Origin of the sequence: Sphaerochaeta halotolerans, assembly GCF_003429665.1 — a bacterium.
Lineage (GTDB): Bacteria > Spirochaetota > Spirochaetia > Sphaerochaetales > Sphaerochaetaceae > Sphaerochaeta > Sphaerochaeta halotolerans.
The window spans coordinates 75,383-95,762 of sequence record NZ_QUWK01000003.1 but is presented as its reverse complement, the minus strand read 5'-3'; the positions used below and the strand labels follow the sequence as shown (position 1 = coordinate 95,762).

The window sequence follows — 20,380 nt, the reverse complement described above, 5'->3', positions numbered from 1 at the left end:
CGATGACGATTAAATTACCAGCTGTAGCATTTCGAAATATCTTCAGGAATCTCCGCCGCTCCATTCTCTGCGCTGTTGCCATTGCAGTTTCCGCAATGGCAATCATGGCACTTCTATCCCTGCTTGAAACCATGGAAACAGATATGGCGACAAACCTCACCAGCTACTACACTGGAGAGGTAAGGATAAGACATGCAGAATACGAAAAGTACGAACGATACAATCCTCTGCATCTGAGCTTGGATACCGAAGCGGTGATCTCTGTTGCATCGGATGTCGGGGGAGTAAAAGCAGCTACTGCGCGGATTAACTTTCCTGCCAATCTCTACATTGATGGGCAGAATAATGGAGCCATGGGTGTTGGTGTTGACTTTGCCACAGAACAGGCTTTCATTGACTTCTCTGCAATTGTGGATGAAGGGAGAATCCCGAAACCTGGAGCCAATGAGCTCTTGATGGGCAAATTCCTAGCACATGACCTTGGACTCTCACTGGGGGATAAAGTAACCATGCTAACCTCCACTGCACTCAGGGGATCGAACGCCATGACATTCACGATTGTCGGTATCGCATCCTTCCCTGTCGGGGGATTGAGTGCAAAAACAGTATATATCCCCATCGATCGGGCTCAGTATCTACTCAGGATGGAAGGCAAAACCCAAGAGGTTCTGCTGCTCACCGAAGACGGATACAGGGAACGGGATGTAGCACAGGCGGTGGAAACAGCGTTAGAGGAATACCTCTCCCTTGAAACAGAAACTCGTGCATGGAAGGATCTGAATATGATGTATTCATTTCTGTCCATTGCCAAGTTCATCTACTATGTAATGGGAGCAATCTTCTTTGTCCTAGGAAGCACCGTCATCATCAATACCACGATGATGGTCATCTATGAGAGAATTCGAGAGATTGGAACCCTGGGAGCACTGGGAATGCAGGGAAAGGAACTCACGAGGCTTTTCCTTCTGGAAGGAACATTTATCAGCATCGCCGGTTCCACACTTGGAACGCTCGTAGGGGTCTTGATCGTTTTCATACTCAGTAAGACGGGAATCAATTTCACTGAAGCGATGAGTGGCGTCGATATGGAGATTTCCTCCATCCTTTTCCCGCGGGTCAACTGGTTCACCGCACTGTATGTGTGGATCTACGCAATCATCATCTCATCACTCTCTACACTCATCCCGTCCAGAAAAGCTTCAAAAATCCAGATTGTGGAGGCGCTACGCTATGTCTAAACGTATCATAATAGTCCTGCTTGGACTCACCATACTCTTCCTCCCAGTCTCACTGTTTGCTATCACCGCTCAGGAAATTGTCAGGGAGATGGATGCCCAGGCCACCTTTGAAACCTCTTACGCCACCGGTTCAATCAAGACGGTTGACCGGTTTGGGACCAAAGAGAGCACTTTCAAGGCATGGTCCCGTGGAACAACTGATTCCCTCATTGAGTTCACCAGTATCGCAGAGCGAGGACAAAAAATCCTCAGAACCAAGGGAAGTCTCTATCTTTTCTACCCTGATGCTGAGGAATTGATCAGGATGCAAGGGGCAGCACTCAGACAGTCAGTACTTGGCAGTGACCTCTCCTATGAGGATATGACTGAAGAAAAAACAACCCTTGACGACTATGACGTAACGTTGGATGGCAGTGAAACCGTCAGAGGAAGGGATTGCCACATCCTCATCCTCACGGCAAAAACTAGGCAGGTAGCCTATCCAGTTCAGAAAATCTGGGTGGACAAAGAGACCTTCCTGACATGGAAAGGGGAATATGCAACCAACCATGGTCGCCTACTCAAGAAGATGGAGGTACTCGATACCTTGGTGATAGACGGGAGGACATTGCCGAAAGAGACCCGCATTGAGGATGCGATGAAGAGCAACAGCGCCACCTGGATGATGCTCGATACCTTGGAAGTAAACATTCCACTTGAGAGCAATCTCTTCACCTTGGAGAACCTGACATGGTAAAAAAGTCTCTGTTTCTATCACTCTTGCTGTCTATCGCACTCACCCTGAGCGCTGCTGAAAACCCGGTGGTGGAGATGCAATTGCTCAATACCATCAACTATACACCAGCCACTGAGCAGTGGAGCCAAACGATGGCTCCGGCCATGAGCCTTTCGATCAGCTCAGGCAGGAGTGGTAATGTACAGGGGGAAGTGGTCCTAAAAACTCCTAATGTGAACCTTCTCACTACTGCTCCTGCACCAGCCATCTATGATGACATTCTCCACAAGGCTTACTTCAAGGCACGCTTCCCTTCCTTCCGCCTGACAGCAGGAAAGACCCGCCTCTCCTGGGGTGATGGGATGCTTTTCAATGCCGGGGATGTGCTCTATGGAAGTAATGACACCTCTGTTACATTGACCCAAGCAGAGTTGCGGAGTGAAACAGGACTCCTGGTGAGTTTGAATTATCCTTTGGGATTCTTCAGCTTCGCTGAGGTAACAGTACTCCCATCCCCGGATAATCAGATTGAGCATATGGGGGGAGGGGCTCGCATCTACACCACCGTACAGGATACCAAGGTAGAAGCTGGCTACCTTACAAGCTACGAGAGTGAACGACTGCATAAGCCCTACATAAGCTTACAGGGAAATATTGGACCAGATTGGTATCTTTCTTCCTCAGTGGCTATTCCACAGAGGGGAGATATCGGCGAAGAAACCTTGGATTCCTTGGTAATTACCGGTGGGTTGTACCACATACAGTATCTCAAGAATCTGTCTCTTCGCCTGGAGTTCCTTACCCGTCCTGCAGGAAACTGGAAAGCTGAGAGCCAAAGTGATGATGACTGCCCGCTGCTTCTCTATCAGGAGCTGGTCTACACCCCTTCTTCCAGCCTCTCTTGGTCCCTGAGGACAATCATTTCTGTGATGGATCTCTCCCTCAATGCAACACTCGGCGTCAACTGGGCAGTCCTTGAAGGCTTCAGCCTCCTAGGCTTCCTCAGCTCCCCTTTTGGGGAAGAAAACGACCTTTTCAGTTGGAAAGGCAAGGTTCCTTCTCCTTATGGGCCAACTGATGCACGAATTGCTCTCACCCTCGGGGCTTCCTGGATCTTCTAACGGAGAATCTCCCCTTCTGTGGAGAGGGTCACCACAGCAAGGGGAATGATCTTCCCACTGGCAGCGATGGCACGCTTCACGGCTCCATCCAAGCCACCACAGCAAGGCACTTCCATTCTAGCAACGGTAACGCTTCTAATCTCATGATTCTGGAATATTTCGGTAAGCTTCTCTGCATAATCCCCTGCATCGAGCTTGGGGCATCCGATGAGGGTGACTCTGTTCTTGATGAAGGTGTTGTGAAAATCACCATAGGCGTAGGCTGCACAGTCTGCAGCAATAAGCAGGTCACAATCGTTGAAGAACCCAGCATTCGGCGCTGCCAGTTTGATCTGCACCGGCCACTGGCGGAGCTGGCTTCGCACAGGTGTGGAACTCGTTTTTTGATCAGCAGGTTCTGTCTTCTCTTCCTGTTTCATCACCTTGATCTGGCTTCCCGGACAACTGAAGACAGGCTTGTCCGCTTCCAAAAACACTGCAACCGCCTGATGATCGAAAGCTGGAGCATCTCGCTCTTCAAAGGTAATCGCACCGGTAGGACATGCAGGAAGACAATTACCCAATCCATCACAATAATCTTCTCTCAGGAGCACCGCTTTTCCGTTCACCAAACCGATTGCGCCTTCTTGGCAGGCACCAACGCACAATCCACATCCATTACACAGTTTTTCATCTATCGTTATCATCTGTCTGATCATGTTGCTTCTCCATTGTCTTGTTATGCAGGCTATGGTACCATGTGCGCATAGTATGATATGTTGGATTTACAACAAATATAGGGTAAGCAATGAACATTTACGAGATAGTACATCATTCATACCTCTTTGAGCAGATAGCAGCGAATGAGTTGCCTCAATTGCTTGATTGCTTGAAGAGTAGGACCAGCAATTTCCCCAAGGACTACACCATCATTGCTGAAGGAGATTTCACCGATGAAATGGGAATTGTACTCCAAGGATCAGTGCATATCGTCCGTCACGATTTCTGGGGAAACAGAACAGTTGTGACCTATATTGGGGAAGGAGGCACCTTTGCCGAGACTGTTGCCTTCTCTCAGAGCCCCAGTGAAGTCAGCGCCATCACCTCCCAGCCCACCACCATCTTATTTCTGAACATCAACAAAGTCGTAACTACTTGCAGTACAAACTGTGTGTACCATCATATGCTCATCGAAAACCTAGTGAGGTTGCTCAGTCACAAGAACCTGGAGTTGATGCAAAAAATCAACCATATCACAAAACATAATACACGGGAGAAACTACGCTCCTACCTTTCTGCTGAATCGAAGCGGCAGGGAAACAAGAAGACATTCACCATTCCTTTTGACCGACAACACCTTGCAGACTACCTCTGTGTGGAGAGAAGTGCCATGTCCACGGAACTCTCCAAGATGCGTAGTGAAGGACTGGTGGATTACCACAAGAGCACATTTACCCTGCTCGAGGAGAACTGATTATGAAACGATTATTGTACATACTGCTTGTCATGGCCTTGCTACTACTCCCTTCCTGCGCCACATCAAAGAAAGTGGAGGCAATTCCCCTTTCCATAACCGAATCCCCAGCTGATCATTTGTTCAGACTCTCTGTGAATCAGGCGATGCTCCAAGAAGCTGGATATACCTTGGGCGATATCGTTACTATTGAGCTTGAAGGTATGCTGATCCATGCACGTTACAGTCTTGAGGCCAAAGAGGGATACACCACATTGGTTGCAACTGAAGCATACTCGCTGTTGCATCTCCCAAAAGAACTCAAGGAAGGGAGCACAGGAATGCTCTTCCCCTACCGGGATGAACGCTCAAAGATCAATACCAAGCTGAACGTAACAGGAAACTTCGTGTTTACCCTGTAGGGATTGATCATACCTGCTCCTAGAAGCAGAGCAGGTATGAAAACCTTTTATAACGCTACAGTGTATCCAAGAGGTTTACCATCTCAATTGCTGAGGTAGCAGCATCAAAGCCCTTGTTTCCTGCCTTGGTACCTGCACGCTCTATAGCTTGCTCGATGGTATCTGTGGTCAGTACTCCAAAGATTACGGGCTTTGCAAAATCCAAAGCAATTTTTCCAATCCCCTTGGATACCTCATTTGCAATATAATCAAAATGAGGCGTACTTCCCCGAATTACACATCCAAGACAGATGATTGCATCATATCTTTCTGTCATAAGCATTCTCTTCGCCACCAGAGGAATTTCAAAAGCCCCAGGGCACCATGCAATATCAACATCGTTCTCTTTTACTCCATGGCGGGAAAGCGCATCAAATGCACCATCTACCAATCTGGAGGTAATAAATTCATTGAACCTCGCTGCCACGATTCCAATTCTTTTCCCTTCTGCAATCAGATTTCCAGAAAATACTGTTCTTTCGTTCATTCGTAATCTCTCCTACTCATTATTGAATGCCTTCTCAAGAGAAAACATGTCCCATCCGCTGTGCTTTTGTATCTAAATAGTTCTTGTTCAATGCATTGGGTGGAATTATTACAGGTATTCGTTCAGCAACATGAATTCCCCATGATTCCAATTCAGCCATCTTATGGGGATTGTTGGTGAGCAACCGAATAGTATTCACCCCAAGGTCTCTCAATATATCTGCACCTACAGAATATTCACGTTCATCGGCTGCAAAGCCCAGTGCCAGATTGGCATCCACAGTATCATGCCCCTGCTCCTGAAGATGGTAAGCACGCATCTTATTGGGCAACCCGATACCTCTTCCTTCCTGACGAAGATACATGAGGACACCAACTCCTTCCTCTGCAATCATCTTCAAGGATGTATCCAATTGTTTTCCACAATCACAGCGCAACGAGTGAAATACATCACCGGTCAAGCATTCGGAGTGCATCCTGACCAAAACGGAAGACGTATTTGCAAGAAGCTTTTGATCCTCCATAACCAACGCTATGTGATGCTGCCCTGAAGGGAATTGATAGTAGGTATAGGCAGTGAATGTGCCATACTCTGTAGGTAACGCTACCACTGAGTCTCTCACTACATACTCCTTGCCGATACTTCTCCATGCAATCAACTGAGCAACAGTTATGATAGGTAACCCATGCATTTTGGCAAACAGCTTCAAATCCTCTGTTCTTGCCATCGATCCATCATCCTTGAGAATCTCACAGATAACCGCTGCAGGTTGCAGTCCGGCAAAACGTGCCAAATCTACAGCGGCTTCTGTATGACCAGGTCTCGTCAAGACTCCCCCATCAGCTGCGATGAGCGGAAACACATGCCCTGGTACACGAAAATCTGCTACCGTTGACTTTGGGTCTGCCAATTGTTTGATGCTCAATGCCCTCTCGGCTGCACTGATACCTGTGGTAGCAGTGGCATGATCTACAGAAAGTGTAAAAGCAGTACCCATCGGATCCCTGTTCCGCGCTGTCATTGGTATCAAATTAAGACGGTTGGTGATGGATGTGTCCAAAGGGGCACATACCAACCCTTTTCCATGTGTCACCATGAAGTTGATGATATCGGGGGTTGCAAACTCAGCAGCAGCGATGAGATCACCCTCATGCTCTCTGTTCTGGTCATCCACCACCACTACGATTTCACCTCTTCGAATAGCCGCCAAGGCCGATTCAATTGTTGAAAATTCCATATAGTGTATCCTCCATTCCCTGTTACAGGGAAAATCCTTGCTTTTGCAAAAACGCAAGATCCAATGACCCTTTTGTTTTGTTTGTAGATTGGTTGACCAACAACTGGTTTACATATTTTCCAATCTGGTCACATTCAATATTGACGATGGCTCCTACCCGCTTACCCTCTAATGTGGTATGTTTTCTCGTATGTCCCACAAGCGAGACGGTCACCTGGTTGCCTGAAAGCTCGGCAACGGTAAGACTGATGCCATCCACTGCAATGGATCCCTTCAAAATAACGAAGGGAACGAACTTTTGTGGAATTTCCATTGTCACCAGATGAGCATCTTGCTTCTGTTGCAATCTCAGAATGGTTGCTGTTCCATCGACATGACCGGAAACGAGATGACCACCTAATCGGCCCCCAAGGCGTATTGCACGTTCAAGGTTGACCATGAACCCTGGCTTGAGAGAGCCCAGATTGGTTGTCTCCAGAGTAATAGGCATGACCTCTGCTTCAATATGTTGCGATGAATAGTTGATGATGGTCAGACATACTCCATTAACGGCAATACTATCTCCAATCATTAGATCCTCTTGTACAAGATGACAATGTATGCTCAAAGCTTTTCCATGCAAAGCGACTACAGATCCAAGTTCTTCAATAATTCCCGTAAACATCATTCCTCCTATTCGGGTACGCCTCAATTAAGATATCAGGGCCAATACGCTCAGCCTTTGTAATCGAAAATTGGGCAGCATCCGCCAAGCTAGATATACCGTTACCCTCAACAGGGGTTAGAGCATCTTTTCCTCCTATGACAATAGGAGCGATACATACCAAATATTTCTGCACAGCCCGTGTTCGAATAAAGGAATCAGCCAAGGTTCCTCCCCCCTCAACGAGCAAACTATCAATGCCTCTTTTTCCTAGAATGGTCAGCAATTCCCTGATTCGCTTTCCCTGATCATCTCCAGGGATTTTCAGTACCTCTGCACCAACGCTACGGAGAGTTTCCTCCTGCGTAAAAGAAGCCTGCTCTGAAGTAACAATAATCACAGGAGCATCTCCAATTGTCTTGAACAAACGGGAATTGATTGGGGTTCGGGCTTTGCTGTCCATCACAATCCGTATAGGATTGTGTCCATCCACTCCTTCTATTCGTGTAGTCAGTACAGGGTCGTCCGCCAAGACAGTACCAATACCAACCATGATGGCTGAATACTTGTTTCGAATCTGATGCATATAGGAACGGGATTCCACTGAAGAGATCCAACGGCTCTCACCTGTTGAAGTGGCAATTTTTCCATCCAGACTCATCGCCGTTTTCAGCAAAACAAAGGGGGTCCCGGTGGTGATGAAATGGAGAAATATCTCATTTTGCTTTCTAGCCTGCTCAGATAACAGGCCGCACGAAGTCTCGATGCCCCGTTCCCGCAGATAAGCGAGACCTCTTCCTTGCACCAAGGGATTAGGATCAGAAATAGCACATACAACTCTTTGGACTTTGGCTTCAGCAATGGCTTCACAACACGGGGGAGTTTTCCCATAATGGGAACAAGGTTCCAGTGACACATAGAGGGTACTGCCTTCAGCCTCTTTCCCTGCTGCATGGAGTGCATGTATCTCAGCATGAGGACCACCATACTTCTGGTGATACCCTTCTGCAATGATCTTTCCATTCTTGACAAGAACAGCACCCACCAGAGGATTTGGACTGGTAGCGCCTCTTCCCAATTCAGCAAGCTCAAGAGCCCGGGTCATGTATTGTAATTCGTTTTCCATGCACACCCCCTTGAAATCATTCCTCCAAGGTACTTGCTTTGCATGGATAAAAAGAGAAATAGGCCACTAAAGGAACAATCCTGTAGTAATGCACTTCAATTCTTCTTCCATCCAGACTTTAACTGTCGGCTTCGGACTTTGACCGAATCAACCCAAGGGGCTCGCGGGCTTGCAGCTTAGCTGCCTACCGCCGGTAAGGAATTACACCTAACCCTGAAGAACGTATTATGCACAACCATATATATATGGCTGTGTTTTTATACCTTATAGATTTCACTATTGGATGTCAACAGCTCCAAACGGAGATGCGGATTCCCGCGATTTCACTGGAGCATGTAACCTAACCAAATGCAAGGTATCAATACCCCAGGGCAAGCCTTGGACTCAGGAGGCGTTGCCTCCTTTTCCGCCCCAAGGGATGGGTTTCTCGCCTTGCCTTCTCGGCACTCGCTCGGGAATGAATCTTCAATTCCTCTCTTTTCATGAACCTGATGCCATTACATTGTAACCTGCACCGGTTCAGAGAGGATGTCGAAGGTATCACAGACTGTCTCCAAGAAGAAAATCCTGATGCTTTGGAGATCCATATCCCCATCATACACCCCAAGGTCTTCTCGAGTCACATCAGAATACACAAATCCTCTGAGCTCCGAAAAATTCCCTTTGGTTTGGTAGTCTTCCTGCAACTCCCTCAGGGATATTCCCATTGTATAAGAGAGTGCCCTGAGGTCCTCTTGTTCAAGAGAGACAGCCAGTATTGCAGCACCATCCCGTTTCACCACCATCGCATAGGGAATTGCAACGAGTTGTTCGCCATTTCTACATGCGGGGTTCTTGAGCAGGGTACAGACCAAAGGACCGCACTTCCATATTTCATCAGACATGATGCCATCTTTTTCATCTGGAAAGGTGTGCCAGATAAGTGGGTCGATCACGGGCTGGGTGGTAACGTCTAGGTTCATGGGAGCCTCCTCATGGTAGAGTATCCTGTGTTGCTCTCAAGAGGCAAGCACTCCCTAGATTCTTTGCAACAGTTGTTCAATCGTAAGATTCCCCAGTGCGGAAACACCCCTGTCCTGAACCTGCTCCGCAACCGCTTCCCCGGCGGTATCGTGCTCAACCTCATCTATCGTATTCATTCCATAGAGTCCCTTTACCAAGTCTTGGATGCGAAGGGTATCGAGTGGTTGCTTGGGGATATAACTGGTTTGGCTGCTGTTGGTGGGGGTTATGAATTGAAGCTCGGATAGGAGTCCAAGAAAGCCCTGCAAGCGATTATAGGGAATTGCGAGGCGGTCGAGCAGTTCCTTGGTGGAAGTAGCTCCCCTGCCTTCGCGGAAGTTGCTTCCGATGAGCATCATGATGTTGGTTCCTTCCGACAGCTGGAGCGCTGGGCTTTGGGGAAGTCCACGAAAACTGGAAATATTCGGCTTAAACTGATGCACATAGGCAAGTTCCACACTGAAGAACACGGTTGCCCAGAAGACATAGCAGAAGAACAAGAACAGGAAGATTGCTGCAAAGGAACCATAAATTATGGAGAACCTACTCGCCATCGTAGTCAACAGTATAGTTAACCTATTGAAGATAGTGATTATCAACAACCCGGCAAAGCTTCCAAGGATTGCTGAGTCGAAACGGACCTTTGTATTGGGAACAAAATAGATGAGCAGGAAAACGACCAAACCAACAATGAAACTCGGGGCGATGGCTTCAACTGCAACAGACCACCTTCCCAGCGTCACTCCAATCAAATCGAGATACCAGGACGTGAGGATAGATTGTACACTTACATACGCTGCAAGCAACAAAGTCGCTACAATCAAGAATGAGATGTAGCCGGCAAACCGTTTCAGTGCGTTCCGACTCCTGCTTGAACGATAGATCCGGTTGATTACAATCCACACCTTGTTGACCAAGAGTACCATGGTAATCAGGAAGGATATGAGTCCAACAATTCCTAGGCTGGTTGCATTACGGGTGTATTGGGTAAGGAGAATCATCAACTGCTCACCTGCATCCTCTCCTGCCAGTTCCGTGAACCACTGTGTGAGAAAATCAACCAACGGTTCCATGACTCCAAATGCATTGAAAAATGTAAAGAGAAATGTTGCTGCAGGGACAATGGCCAATAGCGTAGAGTAAACCAACCCTGAAGCTGAGTTGAGAAAGTTGTCTTTCATCGCCTGCCTGAACACGGATGAGAGAAAGGCTCTCAGTTGCTTAAGGTTTTGCTGTACGATGGTCTTATAGGACATGCCTACAGCCTCTGCTTGATCCAGGAATAGAGATATTGTGCCGTCTGTTCCCTATTGGTTTCCTGTAGTAGTTCATGCCGTGCTCCGTCAACCAAATTGAGGGTGATGTCCGAGATATTGCAATTCCGATAGAGCTCGTACACCTTACGCACTCCTTTTGAAAACCCTCCTACAGGGTCCTCACTACCACTGATCAGCAACAGAGAAAGGTCAGAGGGGAGCTTTTTCACCCTCTCCACATCATTGGCCATCTCCACCCCATCCAGCAGGTCTGCAAAGAATCCAGAGGTGCAGACAAACCCACACAAGGGGTCTTCTATATACTTGGCTACTTGTTCAGCATCCCTACTCAACCAATCAAAGGGCGTCTTTGCATTGGGTATCTTCTTGTTGTATGCACCAAAACTCATTTTATCCAGTTTTGCATCAGGATGCTTGGAACCATATTTGCTTACATGCCTGTGGGCGATCAGCTTGCCAATCTTCCCAAGCATACCTTGGGAGGCCCCGGTACCCATCAGTATGACTCCATCAAACAAATCAGAGTGTTGCACCATAAGACTTCTGGCAAGGAAAGAACCCATGCTATGGCCTAACAGGAAGAGACTGTGCCGTGGATATTCTGCAAGGATGACATTCGTCAATTCATAGGTATCTTCCACCACTCGTTGCCAGCCTTCCCGCTCAGCAAACCAACCAAGGGTCTCACCAGAGCGTTTTGCAGTCTCCCCATGACCTCGATGATCAGGAGCATAGACAACAATTCCTTTTGAATTCAGAAAGGTGGCGAATGTATCATATCGGAGACTATGCTCAGCCATACCATGCAAGATGAGAAGCACCGCCTCAACCTGTGTTCCCTCTGGAATCCAAACACGATAAGCCACACGTTTCCCATCGCTGCAAGACAGCTCTCGGATGGTAACCATATGAGCACCCTCCCCTATATATTTTTATATAATTCTCGTATTATAATAGCAACAAAAGGTACACATCACAAGAAGCATTTATCTGTAGCAAGGAAATTTTAGGAGTTTTTCATGTCCACCACTCTCTTACTTGCCAGCGATTTACACGGCTCGCTCCCTGCCCTCTCTCTTTTGGAACAACGTGCACATGAATATAATGCAGGATGCATCTTGATTGCAGGAGACCTCTGTCCCTCAGGACACATACAGTTCCAAATACTGCTCCAGAATACTCCGCAATTGATCTTGGTACGGGGAAACTGTGACAGCAGTTATGACTTCAGCAATGCAGGAATCACCTTACCTCCCTTAAACAGAACCATCGATTGGCAAGGACGAACCCTATTCATGACACATGGGGACAGGATTCACTCTCCCGTTGGTCAAAATCTGAAAGCAGGAGACATCTTCATCAGTGGTCATACCCATGTCCCCAAGCTGCATAAAAGCGAAAATGGGGTTATTTGGGTCAACCCTGGGTCGACAACCTATCCAAGGACTGCCTTGGGCCCAACCTACGCACTACTGGATGATAAGGGGATCAGCATACGCAAACTCAGGGAAGACCAACCAATTGCTGGCCTCCAATACTACTTTCTCCCAAAAGCAGACCAGTAAGCGTCGAGCAACCGTGCCAAGGGAACCACTTGGGCTGACCGGTAGTTACTCTTCCCGTTGACCAGTAATTGGTCCGGCAGAGATCCAAAGCGACCATTGCGTTTCAAAAGTTTGTCATCAAGGGATACTTGTAAATACAGAGCCTCTTCCCCATAGGAACGCATCGCATGCACACCGATCTCATACCCTTCTGCCAATGAGGCCAATAATGCCAACCTTGAAAAGTTTTTTCTTGCAAATGAGAAATAAGGAAAGTGGAATAACCGGTGATTGAAACTGGGAAGCGTCACCCATGGGCACAATCCTACACTCTCGCAGGCATACGTAAGCTTCTGGATATACAGAGCCCAAGAAACCAGACGACGCTCCCGGCCCCTATGATAATGATTACCCCACAAAAGCTCTCCCAGTACCACGATTCTTTTTCCCATTGATGCAAGCAATGCCTGCACCGGCAGTGCACGGTAATCATAGGGAGGCAGTGGCAATCCATCAACCATGAAGGCATGCTCCGCTCCTCCATATTGTTCCACCAATGCAGAGAGTCCAATTCCTAGCTGGTTGCCGGCCCCTCTTCTGTAGGCTATGGCATCAAGAAGACGAAGATAGAGCATTGCTGTCGAACGTTGCAAATCAGGCAAAAAACTCAACTTACCCTCTTTTCGACAGGCCCTTGCCCAGGCAAGCACCGCCCCTGTACTTACCACTTCCAGTCCATTTTCCAAACAACGAAGCACAACCTGCTGTACGCTCCTACTGTCAAAAAGTTCCAAATTCGACCCCAATGCCATCGCACTCTCCAAATCCAATAGAGTATGATCTTGGCACACAGGGAACGATGGATCATCGAAGGGAATTCCTTCAGGAACACTGCGGGTGCAAAGCCCCCAAAGTCTTCCATCGACACGCATGGAATAGGTATCTATTGCAGCCCACCCATGATGATTCGCCTTGGAAAGGAGAGCAATCGATCCTTCCCGGGCTATTGTCTTCCCCATTCGTGATTTTTCTAAATCCTTCAGGTAGGCTTGATTCAACAAACCAAGCCTGTGGGAATCATAGGCATCCCTGCCATAGCTATGGGGAGACAGAGTGAAAAATTTGATATTCTTCATTCCACATACACAGCCTACCCCACCTTGGCCTACATTCTGATCGTTCACATACAGTGAGGCATATGGCACAAAGTGTTCACCAGCAGGGCCAATGACAACTATATGGTCTTTCCCTACCCTCTTTGCAACGTCTGTTGTCGTGAGATCATGGTACTGCTCAGCATCACTGAAGCTCACCACACCGTCTGCTATAGAGAAACTACACAACTTTCTACTGCGTCCGGTAATGACCACTGCTGCATACCCGCAGCCAACAATGGCTCCTGCAAATGAAGAAGAGGCACTGGAGACGGATAGAGATCCTGTAATAGGACTCTTGGTCACTACGGTGAAGGAGTTGCAGTACCCAAGAGGTATATCGACTGCAGCCCCAGAAGCGAAGACAACCGGATTCCCACGCTCATAGGATTCCTCTCCAAGCTGGTCATATTTGGCAAAGCGGTCCCAGAGCATCAAAGCAAGGAACCTTCCTCCGAGGTAGCGCTTGGCTTCTTCCTCTTCCAACGGAATGCTTGTGTATGTTTCTGATTCCAAATCTATCTGTAGTATGAAGCGTTGTCGATAGGGAAACGCCAGATGAAGCTTTTTCCTCATGTGCAAAAGGTACCTACCTCCCATTTGGCTGTCAATCCAGAATCATATCTCTGGCTTAAAACACCAGTATAACACATACTTGAGAATAACGCTTTACTCTTGTTTACGGGCAAACCTCCTTGTATGATAGCTACATGAAGAGTATTACCGTAACCATCAAAGAACAGCATCTTGTACTTCCTACCGGATCCACCGTGGAAGAGGCCTTGATCGAGGCAAAGGTGATCGAATCAGGCAAGAAACAGACCTATACAGAGAACCCGTATATCGGGGCCTTGGTGAACCATGAATTGCATTCCTGTTCACGAGCCTTGGTTGCCGATTGCATCTTGGAACCGGTACGGCTATTTGGGGATATGGGCAAAAGAATGTATCGTCACTCCATCTGCTATCTCCTCTGTGCCGCCGTTTCCATGATCTATCCCAATCGGAGGCTGGTCATCGGGCACTCCCTTGGTGATGGGTATTACTTTAGTTTTGATGACGACCTTACCCTGAACAATACAGATATAAAAGCAATCGAGAAGGCCATGCACTCCTTGGTTGAACAAGACCTCCCCATCGAGGAGGTCTTGCTGCCCTACGAAAAAGCACTCTCCTACTTTGAGAACAACCATCACGAGCAGACAGCTGCACTGCTTTCCACTCGAAATGACCCGAAGGTGAATCTCTACCAGTTGCAGGGCTATATGGATATCTCCTACGAGCCCTTGCTCAGCAGGACAGGCTTAATGAAGATCTGGGAGCTTAAGCCCTACCAAGAGCGGGGTATGCTGCTTCGCTATCCCCGTTCTCACAATGTCATTGGGCTCGATCCATTTGTTGACAATCCCCTGCTTTTCTCCATTTACCGTGAGTACAAGACTTGGGGCTCCATTCTCAACGTGCAGTCTTTGGGCCAGCTGAATCAGATGGGTAACCAGAACACTGTTGAATCATTTATTCGGCTTGCTGAAGCATTGCAACAGAAGAAAATCGCAAGTATTGCAGACCAAATATATCTTCACAGCAGTGTAAAAGCTGTTCTCATTGCCGGGCCATCCTCATCAGGGAAGACCACTTTCGCCCATAAACTCTCAATCCAATTACAGGTATTGGGGAAGAAAACCATCAAGATATCCTTGGATAATTATTATCTATCTCCTGATCAAGCTCCCAAGGATGAAGAGGGAAGGCCTGACCTTGAGGCACTTGAGGCGCTTGATGTTGCTCAATTCCAGAAAGACTTGGCGGACTTGTTTGCAAAGAAGGAAGTCCACCTTCCTATCTATGATTTCAAGACGCTCACTCGTACCTATGAGGAGACCCCCGTACACTTGGACAAACGCACCATCTTGATCATAGAGGGTATTCATGGAATGAATCCAATGCTGACTGCTTCCTTGGACAAAGAGCTGCTTTTCAGGGTCTATATCTCAGCGCTCACCCAACTGAATCTTGATGATCACAATCGAATCAGTACCACGGATAACCGGATTATACGTCGCATGATTCGTGACAATAGGACCCGTGGGACAGATGCGACAGCCACCCTGAACATGTGGCCTTCAGTGGAGCGGGGAGAAAACAAGTATATTTTCCCGTACCAGAACAACGCCAATGTCATGATCAATAGTGCCTTGGACTATGAATTAGGAGTTCTCACCACCTATGCACAACCCTTGCTGAAGATGGTGAAACCCTCTGCAGGAGCTGCGTATGAGACTGCTCGCAGGTTGCTCAGATTCCTAGAGCATGTCAATCCAATCCCCGACACCTTGGTTCCCGACGATTCCCTTCTCAGGGAATTTATTGGGGGAAGTGAGTTCGGGGTTATCTGAATCAAGAGGAGAATCCATATGGAAATCTATGAAGAACGTACCGTGGATATTCAACAATTGGAGCGTAGGCTGAAGTGCAAGGTCTCCCTCTATGAACAATCACTCACCAACCTGGGCAGTTGCACGATTGCCATGATCAAGGCAGGTGAACAACGGTATCTGGTGGCTGTAGGTTCAGGCCCCATATTCGATGAACTGGACGGAGAGGCTGAGGACGAGTGTAAAGTCTGTCCACTGAGCCATGAAAATCGTCTGGTCTTGAATACCTATCTGCCTTATACACACCCCGTTGCAAACACCACCAAGCGCCCTTCCATTGGGTTGGGGGACCGCCTCGGGGAAGCCACTCCAGGACATATATGGGCTTTGGAAGGTACCTCGGTTTTCCCAATCTTCGCCCAACAGAGCATCAGGGAATTGAACTTTACCGATAGAACCTTCAAAGATGTGATTGATGCTGCCTCATACGCAGTATTCCAGGAAGGATATACCTATGGGTTTGGTGCTGATGGAGACCACTTGAAAAAAAGCGAGGAGATTAAGCAGGCTTTGGAAGATGGGGCCACCATGATCACCCTGGACTCCTCAGAGCAAATTGACCCCACCATACAGAACCTGGATGAAGGACAACTCCAAGCACGCTATGAAGCATTGGACCGTGAGATACGTGAGTTATACGAAGGATTGTATGCTGAACAGGAATTTCCTGTTGGAACCTCAACGCTGAAACTTGACCTCCCCACGCTGAAACGCGATATACTGACCTACCATAAGGCACTTGATTTCATCCAGATTATCTATGAACAGCATATCCTGCCTTCCGAGCATCCAATAGACTTTGAAATCTCCATTGATGAGACGGACACCCCGACCGACCCTAAGAGTCATCTTTTTATTGCCAAGGAACTCAAACGACGGCATGTACTCATCTCCACTCTTGCGCCTCGTTTTGTAGGAGAATTCCAGAAGGGCATCGATTACATCGGTGATACCGCTGAGTTCGAAAGACAGCTGGTATTGCATGCTGCTATCGCAAAGCAGTATCGCTACCGACTCAGTATCCATTCAGGCAGCGACAAATTCTCCATCTTTCCTATTCTTGCAAAGACAATCAAGGGAAGTTTTCACGTCAAGACGGCTGGCACCAATTGGCTTGAAGCTGTCCGATTGGTTGCAGAGAAGGAACCCTCTCTCTATAGGAAGATGCACAGCCATGCTCTCAAACGTTTTGGCGATGCGAAAGCCTTCTATCATGTAACCACTGACATTGAGAAGATCAAGAATTTGGATACGATGAAAGATGAAGACCTGCCTTCCTACCTCAACGATGACAATGCCCGGCAACTTCTCCACATTACCTACGGCTATCTACTCGAAGATACCGATGAGACTGGAAAGAAATTGTTCAAGGATGCCTTTTTCAGTTTGCTTTCCCGGGAGGAAGAGCATTACAAGCAATTGCTTGATGCACATATCAGCAGACATCTTTCCTTGCTTGGATTCAAAAAGTGAACAGGCGAAAAAGGGCGGCTTCAATCAGCCGCCCTTTCTTGATTATATGATAATGCGTACTTATACGTTATAGATGTGCTTGAACTCATCAAACAGGTCACTAACCTGTTGCTTACACTTGCCGCAGACCGTACCAAACTTGGTAATCTCCTGCAACTGTTCCAGAGTCTTTGCTTCACCCCGTTTCACGAGATCCTCAATCTGCATATCAGTGACTCCGTTGCACTCACAGATGGTCTTTGCCACGCTGTTCTTGAAAGGATTTTCACGTCCCGCTTTCTCAAGATAGTCATCAATGGCAGCCCTGAGTGCCTTATCCCCTAGTACAGAACAGTGGAATTTATGCTCGGGCAGTCCACCCAATGCTTCTGTAATCTTGTCTGGAGTTAGGTGGTATGCGTCATGCAAGCTCATGCCAATTGCCATTTCACTCATCATAGAGGTGCTAGCAATGGCTGATGCACACCCATAGGTAAGCCACCTCAGATCACTAATTGTATCATTATCGACCTTGATCATTACCTGCATCTGGTCGCCACAGGAGAGGGAACCGACTTCTCCGATTCCATCAGCCTGAAAATTTTCTTCTTCCTGCCAGGTATTCCTGGGATTCATAAAATGGTCCTTCACCACTGGGGTGTAGACCCATTGACTCATAAAGTTGGTCATCGTGTGGACATCTCCCTTAATCGCTTGATAATCGGCGGCAATTTCTCCAGTACATAAGCAACATCATCTTCTGTGTTGTACCTTCCAAAACTGAACCGTATTGAGCCGTGGGCCAGCTCTATATCCACCCCGGATGCCAGTAACACGTAACTGGGTTCAAGCGACCCACTTGCGCAGGCACTCCCGGTGGAAACCATAATTCCTTCCATGTCGAGATAGAGCAGAATCGATTCCCCTTCTGCATGAGGGAACGACACATCCAAGGTTCCGGGAAGACAGTATTCTTGGTTCCCGTTTACCACCACATTGGGGATACGCTCCTCGATTCCCTTTCTCAACATCTCCCTGAGGGTCCAGAGCTTTTTGCTCTCTTCCTCAAGATCACGTTCCGCAAGCGCAGCGGCAACCCCAATACCAACGATTGATGCAGTATTGTAGGTCCCTGCTCGCCTGCCTCCTTCTTGATGGCCACCATGGATCAATGGAGTATGTGGTGCTTTTGCCTTGACTGCCAATACTCCTATGCCTTTTGGGCCATAGAACTTGTGTCCAGAAAGACTGAGATAATCGACATCCCAATTTCTCATGGAGACGGGAATCTTCCCGATTGCCTGTGTCGCATCACTGTGCATGTAGGCCCCAACCTCGTGGGCAAGCCTGGCAATTTCCTTTACTGGTTGGATGGTACCTATCTCATTATTACCAGCCATGACAGAGACCAAGGCTACATCCTCGCCCAGATACGTCTTCATCACTTCCAGATCTACCCGGCCACTATGATCAACTGGACACTCATCAACATGATACCCCAGATTTTTGAGATACTTCACCAATTCGTTGATTGAAGGGTGTTCAATGGTAGTGGTAACAATTCGGTTGCGTTTCGACCCTAAGTCTATGCGCTCGCGAAAAATATTAAACACAGTATTGTTCGATTCACTGGCTCCACTGGTGAAAACGATCGAGGAGGGATCGCAATCAATCAAGGAGGCAAGTGCTTTTCTACTTTCTTCTATTGCCATGGCGGCTTCACGACCATAGCTATGCATGCTCGAGGCATTCCCAAAGAGGGTATTGGCTTCGTTCACAGCCTCAATAACATCCTCATGCATGGGAGTGGTCGCATTGTTATCCAAATAAATGGTCTTCTGTTCCATAATTAACCTCATAGAAAACGATAGTAACAGGTACCCCTTAGGGTCAAGTCACATAACTGTTACGCATTGAATACTTCGTAAAGATCGTCTTCGTCTGAGTCCTCATCAGGACAGGTTTTACTATGGATGAATCGAAGAATTCTCTTCTTCGCAAAACGAATATGAAATCTTCGTGCCCATTGTACATAGGCACAGTTTTCATGGAGGTACGATGCAAACATGGCCCGTATCGTAGTCATCTTTTTGCATCGGGTCGATTGACTGAATCGCTCAGCGTAAATGTTGCACTGTTTGGTTTTAGGATCAAAATGCTCACACCAACTGTCCAGGTCGATAACCAATTCACGACCATAGACTGCTTTCTCATGGCAACAAAGACCACACTTATGGCATTTATTCTCCCATTTATTACCCACAGTTGCCCCCCTTGCTCAACGATTCAAGCATGGTTTGGGATGCCGTATGCACCGGAGGAAGGATTGAGATTGCAGTTACACTGATATACCCGTCTCTCACGGCTTGAAAATCGCTTCCCTGGGTATTACAGCGTTGAACAGGTTGCACCCCTCCCTTCATAGAAAGCACTACTGAAGTACCAAAACGTACTGTTGAAGTGTCATAGTAACGGGTTTTTTCTTGTTGTTTAGTCTGCACTGCATCATGGTAGTCAAGATAACTCAATACCCCGCTCTTCCACTTTCCATTCCCTTCACCAGGGACATTGATATTAATGATGCACTCGCTATTGGTAAGAGGATAGAAATCCTCAAGATGTTGTACCACAAAGTCTGCAGTCCGCTGGAAAGGGAAAGACCCATCCTTGTTTCTTGCACAACTGACAGCCATCGACCTCAATCCAGTCAATGCGGCCTCTCTGGCCGCTCCAACAGTCCCCGAGTAGAGGATGTCTGTGGAAATGTTATACCCATGATTGATCCCACTGATGACCAAATCAGGATCTTCAGGAAAAATTTTCCCTTTTAAGGCATACAGAATGCAATCTGCAGGAGTACCGCTACAATGATACCGGTTCTTGGCATATTCAGTGATAGTAATATCGTCACGAAGGGTCATTGAATGACTACTCGCACTTCGCTCTGAATCGGGGGCACATACCCACACCTCATGGCCGGCACGCAACAACGTCTCAGAAAGAGTGTTCAGTCCTTCACTTTTATAGCCATCATCATTTGTCAGCAGTATCTTCAT

At 47.5% G+C, this 20,380-nt stretch carries 22 protein-coding genes and 1 riboswitch; of the genes, 9 read left to right on the top strand and 13 right to left on the bottom strand.

The window, feature by feature from the left end; genetic code table 11:
- Nucleotides 1-2: 2 nt before the first annotated feature.
- The 3 genes from DYP60_RS03545 to DYP60_RS03535 are packed head-to-tail and all read left to right on the top strand — an operon-like array spanning nucleotide 3 to nucleotide 3,074.
- On the top strand, nucleotides 3-1,238 hold the full coding sequence (locus DYP60_RS03545; RefSeq protein ID WP_117329508.1) for an ABC transporter permease: 1,236 nt from the start codon (nucleotides 3-5) through the stop codon (nucleotides 1,236-1,238).
- A complete protein-coding gene (locus tag DYP60_RS03540; RefSeq protein ID WP_117329507.1) occupies nucleotides 1,231-1,974 on the top strand; it encodes an outer membrane lipoprotein-sorting protein in 744 nt (247 codons plus the stop codon). Before DYP60_RS03545 ends, DYP60_RS03540 begins: the two co-directional genes overlap by 8 nt.
- Complete coding sequence (locus tag DYP60_RS03535; protein ID WP_117329506.1) at nucleotides 1,968-3,074, top strand: hypothetical protein; 1,107 nt, start codon at nucleotides 1,968-1,970, stop codon at nucleotides 3,072-3,074. Before DYP60_RS03540 ends, DYP60_RS03535 begins: the two co-directional genes overlap by 7 nt.
- Here the strand turns inward: DYP60_RS03535 and DYP60_RS03530 are convergent.
- Nucleotides 3,071-3,772, bottom strand: coding sequence for an ATP-binding protein (locus tag DYP60_RS03530; RefSeq protein ID WP_117329505.1), 702 nt, complete (start codon nucleotides 3,770-3,772; stop codon nucleotides 3,071-3,073). The genes DYP60_RS03535 and DYP60_RS03530 overlap by 4 nt on opposite strands.
- Before the next feature lie 89 nt (nucleotides 3,773-3,861).
- Here DYP60_RS03530 and DYP60_RS03525 point away from each other — a divergent pair, with 89 nt between their 5' ends.
- Complete coding sequence (locus DYP60_RS03525) at nucleotides 3,862-4,527, top strand: Crp/Fnr family transcriptional regulator (RefSeq protein ID WP_117329504.1); 666 nt, start codon at nucleotides 3,862-3,864, stop codon at nucleotides 4,525-4,527.
- Nucleotides 4,528-4,529: 2 nt separating this feature from the next.
- Nucleotides 4,530-4,928 carry a hypothetical protein gene (locus DYP60_RS03520; RefSeq protein ID WP_117329503.1) on the top strand — a complete coding sequence of 133 codons (399 nt, stop codon included), beginning with the start codon at nucleotides 4,530-4,532 and terminating at the stop codon, nucleotides 4,926-4,928.
- Between the two features lie 55 nt (nucleotides 4,929-4,983).
- Here DYP60_RS03520 and ribH read toward each other — a convergent pair whose 3' ends face one another.
- Genes ribH through ribD form a run of 4 tightly spaced genes read right to left on the bottom strand, consistent with a single transcriptional unit; the run spans nucleotide 4,984 to nucleotide 8,460 of the window.
- A complete protein-coding gene (gene ribH, locus DYP60_RS03515; protein WP_117329502.1) occupies nucleotides 4,984-5,454 on the bottom strand; it encodes a 6,7-dimethyl-8-ribityllumazine synthase in 471 nt (156 codons plus the stop codon).
- Nucleotides 5,455-5,488: 34 nt separating this feature from the next.
- The gene (locus tag DYP60_RS03510) at nucleotides 5,489-6,691 is read right to left on the bottom strand and encodes a bifunctional 3,4-dihydroxy-2-butanone-4-phosphate synthase/GTP cyclohydrolase II (RefSeq protein ID WP_117329501.1); all 1,203 of its coding nucleotides are present in this window, start codon (nucleotides 6,689-6,691) and stop codon (nucleotides 5,489-5,491) included.
- A gap of 22 nt (nucleotides 6,692-6,713) precedes the next feature.
- Nucleotides 6,714-7,355, bottom strand: a complete 642-nt coding sequence (locus DYP60_RS03505; protein WP_117329500.1) for a riboflavin synthase — start codon at nucleotides 7,353-7,355, stop codon at nucleotides 6,714-6,716.
- Complete coding sequence (gene ribD, locus DYP60_RS03500; protein WP_117329499.1) at nucleotides 7,336-8,460, bottom strand: bifunctional diaminohydroxyphosphoribosylaminopyrimidine deaminase/5-amino-6-(5-phosphoribosylamino)uracil reductase RibD; 1,125 nt, start codon at nucleotides 8,458-8,460, stop codon at nucleotides 7,336-7,338. The genes DYP60_RS03505 and ribD overlap by 20 nt, the downstream gene beginning before the upstream one ends.
- Nucleotides 8,461-8,555: 95 nt before the next feature.
- A riboswitch (FMN riboswitch) is annotated at nucleotides 8,556-8,685 on the bottom strand.
- Between the two features lie 123 nt (nucleotides 8,686-8,808).
- Between ribD and DYP60_RS14120 the strand changes: the two genes are divergently transcribed.
- Nucleotides 8,809-8,946 carry a hypothetical protein gene (locus DYP60_RS14120; RefSeq protein WP_165849484.1) on the top strand — a complete coding sequence of 46 codons (138 nt, stop codon included), beginning with the start codon at nucleotides 8,809-8,811 and terminating at the stop codon, nucleotides 8,944-8,946.
- 11 nt (nucleotides 8,947-8,957) lie between these two features.
- Here the strand turns inward: DYP60_RS14120 and DYP60_RS03495 are convergent, their stop codons facing one another.
- The 3 genes from DYP60_RS03495 to DYP60_RS03485 are packed head-to-tail and all read right to left on the bottom strand — an operon-like array spanning nucleotide 8,958 to nucleotide 11,647.
- A complete protein-coding gene (locus DYP60_RS03495) occupies nucleotides 8,958-9,422 on the bottom strand; it encodes a hypothetical protein (RefSeq protein ID WP_117329498.1) in 465 nt (154 codons plus the stop codon).
- Between the two features lie 54 nt (nucleotides 9,423-9,476).
- Nucleotides 9,477-10,718: a YihY/virulence factor BrkB family protein gene (locus DYP60_RS03490; RefSeq protein ID WP_117329497.1), complete on the bottom strand. Its 1,242-nt coding sequence runs from the start codon at nucleotides 10,716-10,718 to the stop codon at nucleotides 9,477-9,479.
- A 2-nt stretch (nucleotides 10,719-10,720) separates the two neighbouring features.
- Entirely contained in the window at nucleotides 10,721-11,647 is a 927-nt protein-coding gene (locus tag DYP60_RS03485) for an alpha/beta hydrolase (RefSeq protein ID WP_117329496.1), read from the bottom strand.
- Nucleotides 11,648-11,758: 111 nt separating this feature from the next.
- Here DYP60_RS03485 and DYP60_RS03480 point away from each other — a divergent pair, with 111 nt between their 5' ends.
- On the top strand, nucleotides 11,759-12,304 hold the full coding sequence (locus tag DYP60_RS03480) for a YfcE family phosphodiesterase (RefSeq protein ID WP_117329495.1): 546 nt from the start codon (nucleotides 11,759-11,761) through the stop codon (nucleotides 12,302-12,304).
- On the opposite strand, the gene DYP60_RS03475 is transcribed toward DYP60_RS03480, so the two are convergent.
- A complete protein-coding gene (locus tag DYP60_RS03475) occupies nucleotides 12,277-14,013 on the bottom strand; it encodes an aldehyde ferredoxin oxidoreductase N-terminal domain-containing protein (protein WP_165849483.1) in 1,737 nt (578 codons plus the stop codon). The two genes, DYP60_RS03480 and DYP60_RS03475, sit on opposite strands and share 28 nt — an antisense overlap.
- 134 nt (nucleotides 14,014-14,147) lie before the next feature.
- Between DYP60_RS03475 and DYP60_RS03470 the strand changes: the two genes are divergently transcribed.
- Both DYP60_RS03470 and DYP60_RS03465 read left to right on the top strand, forming a co-directional pair.
- Nucleotides 14,148-15,833 (top strand): nucleoside kinase, encoded by a 1,686-nt coding sequence (locus DYP60_RS03470; protein ID WP_117329493.1) that lies wholly within the window; start codon nucleotides 14,148-14,150, stop codon nucleotides 15,831-15,833.
- A gap of 18 nt (nucleotides 15,834-15,851) precedes the next feature.
- Nucleotides 15,852-17,345, top strand: a complete 1,494-nt coding sequence (locus DYP60_RS03465) for a tagaturonate epimerase family protein (RefSeq protein WP_117329492.1) — start codon at nucleotides 15,852-15,854, stop codon at nucleotides 17,343-17,345.
- Nucleotides 17,346-17,405: 60 nt separating this feature from the next.
- Here the strand turns inward: DYP60_RS03465 and DYP60_RS03460 are convergent, their stop codons facing one another.
- From DYP60_RS03460 to surE, 4 genes are read right to left on the bottom strand one after another with little or no spacing between them, the layout of a single operon-like run.
- A complete protein-coding gene (locus tag DYP60_RS03460; RefSeq protein ID WP_117329491.1) occupies nucleotides 17,406-18,014 on the bottom strand; it encodes an iron-sulfur cluster assembly scaffold protein in 609 nt (202 codons plus the stop codon).
- Nucleotides 18,011-19,171: a cysteine desulfurase family protein gene (locus DYP60_RS03455; protein WP_117329490.1), complete on the bottom strand. Its 1,161-nt coding sequence runs from the start codon at nucleotides 19,169-19,171 to the stop codon at nucleotides 18,011-18,013. Before DYP60_RS03455 ends, DYP60_RS03460 begins: the two co-directional genes overlap by 4 nt.
- Nucleotides 19,172-19,230: 59 nt before the next feature.
- On the bottom strand, nucleotides 19,231-19,587 hold the full coding sequence (locus DYP60_RS03450; protein ID WP_117329489.1) for a CxxCxxCC domain-containing protein: 357 nt from the start codon (nucleotides 19,585-19,587) through the stop codon (nucleotides 19,231-19,233).
- Complete coding sequence (gene surE / locus DYP60_RS03445; protein WP_117329488.1) at nucleotides 19,580-20,380, bottom strand: 5'/3'-nucleotidase SurE; 801 nt, start codon at nucleotides 20,378-20,380, stop codon at nucleotides 19,580-19,582. Before surE ends, DYP60_RS03450 begins: the two co-directional genes overlap by 8 nt.

Bases quoted from the DNA above. Each gene is read 5' to 3' on its own strand.
- DYP60_RS03520 (WP_117329503.1), top strand. From the start codon at position 4,530: ATGAAACGATTATTGTACATACTGCTTGTCATGGCCTTGCTACTACTC.
- DYP60_RS03525 (WP_117329504.1), top strand. From the start codon at position 3,862: ATGAACATTTACGAGATAGTACATCATTCATACCTCTTTGAGCAGATA.
- DYP60_RS03495 (WP_117329498.1), bottom strand. From the start codon at position 9,422: ATGAACCTAGACGTTACCACCCAGCCCGTGATCGACCCACTTATCTGG.
- surE (WP_117329488.1), bottom strand. From the start codon at position 20,380: ATGAAGATACTGCTGACAAATGATGATGGCTATAAAAGTGAAGGACTG.
- DYP60_RS03470 (WP_117329493.1), top strand. From the start codon at position 14,148: ATGAAGAGTATTACCGTAACCATCAAAGAACAGCATCTTGTACTTCCT.
- DYP60_RS03475 (WP_165849483.1), bottom strand. From the start codon at position 14,013: ATGAGGAAAAAGCTTCATCTGGCGTTTCCCTATCGACAACGCTTCATA.
- DYP60_RS03490 (WP_117329497.1), bottom strand. From the start codon at position 10,718: ATGTCCTATAAGACCATCGTACAGCAAAACCTTAAGCAACTGAGAGCC.
- DYP60_RS03510 (WP_117329501.1), bottom strand. From the start codon at position 6,691: ATGGAATTTTCAACAATTGAATCGGCCTTGGCGGCTATTCGAAGAGGT.
- DYP60_RS03465 (WP_117329492.1), top strand. From the start codon at position 15,852: ATGGAAATCTATGAAGAACGTACCGTGGATATTCAACAATTGGAGCGT.
- DYP60_RS03455 (WP_117329490.1), bottom strand. From the start codon at position 19,171: ATGGAACAGAAGACCATTTATTTGGATAACAATGCGACCACTCCCATG.
- DYP60_RS03535 (WP_117329506.1), top strand. From the start codon at position 1,968: ATGGTAAAAAAGTCTCTGTTTCTATCACTCTTGCTGTCTATCGCACTC.
- DYP60_RS03485 (WP_117329496.1), bottom strand. From the start codon at position 11,647: ATGGTTACCATCCGAGAGCTGTCTTGCAGCGATGGGAAACGTGTGGCT.
- DYP60_RS03545 (WP_117329508.1), top strand. From the start codon at position 3: ATGACGATTAAATTACCAGCTGTAGCATTTCGAAATATCTTCAGGAAT.
- DYP60_RS03480 (WP_117329495.1), top strand. From the start codon at position 11,759: ATGTCCACCACTCTCTTACTTGCCAGCGATTTACACGGCTCGCTCCCT.
- DYP60_RS03460 (WP_117329491.1), bottom strand. From the start codon at position 18,014: ATGACCAACTTTATGAGTCAATGGGTCTACACCCCAGTGGTGAAGGAC.
- ribD (WP_117329499.1), bottom strand. From the start codon at position 8,460: ATGGAAAACGAATTACAATACATGACCCGGGCTCTTGAGCTTGCTGAA.
- DYP60_RS14120 (WP_165849484.1), top strand. From the start codon at position 8,809: ATGCAAGGTATCAATACCCCAGGGCAAGCCTTGGACTCAGGAGGCGTT.
- DYP60_RS03505 (WP_117329500.1), bottom strand. From the start codon at position 7,355: ATGTTTACGGGAATTATTGAAGAACTTGGATCTGTAGTCGCTTTGCAT.
- DYP60_RS03530 (WP_117329505.1), bottom strand. From the start codon at position 3,772: ATGATCAGACAGATGATAACGATAGATGAAAAACTGTGTAATGGATGT.
- DYP60_RS03540 (WP_117329507.1), top strand. From the start codon at position 1,231: ATGTCTAAACGTATCATAATAGTCCTGCTTGGACTCACCATACTCTTC.
- ribH (WP_117329502.1), bottom strand. From the start codon at position 5,454: ATGAACGAAAGAACAGTATTTTCTGGAAATCTGATTGCAGAAGGGAAA.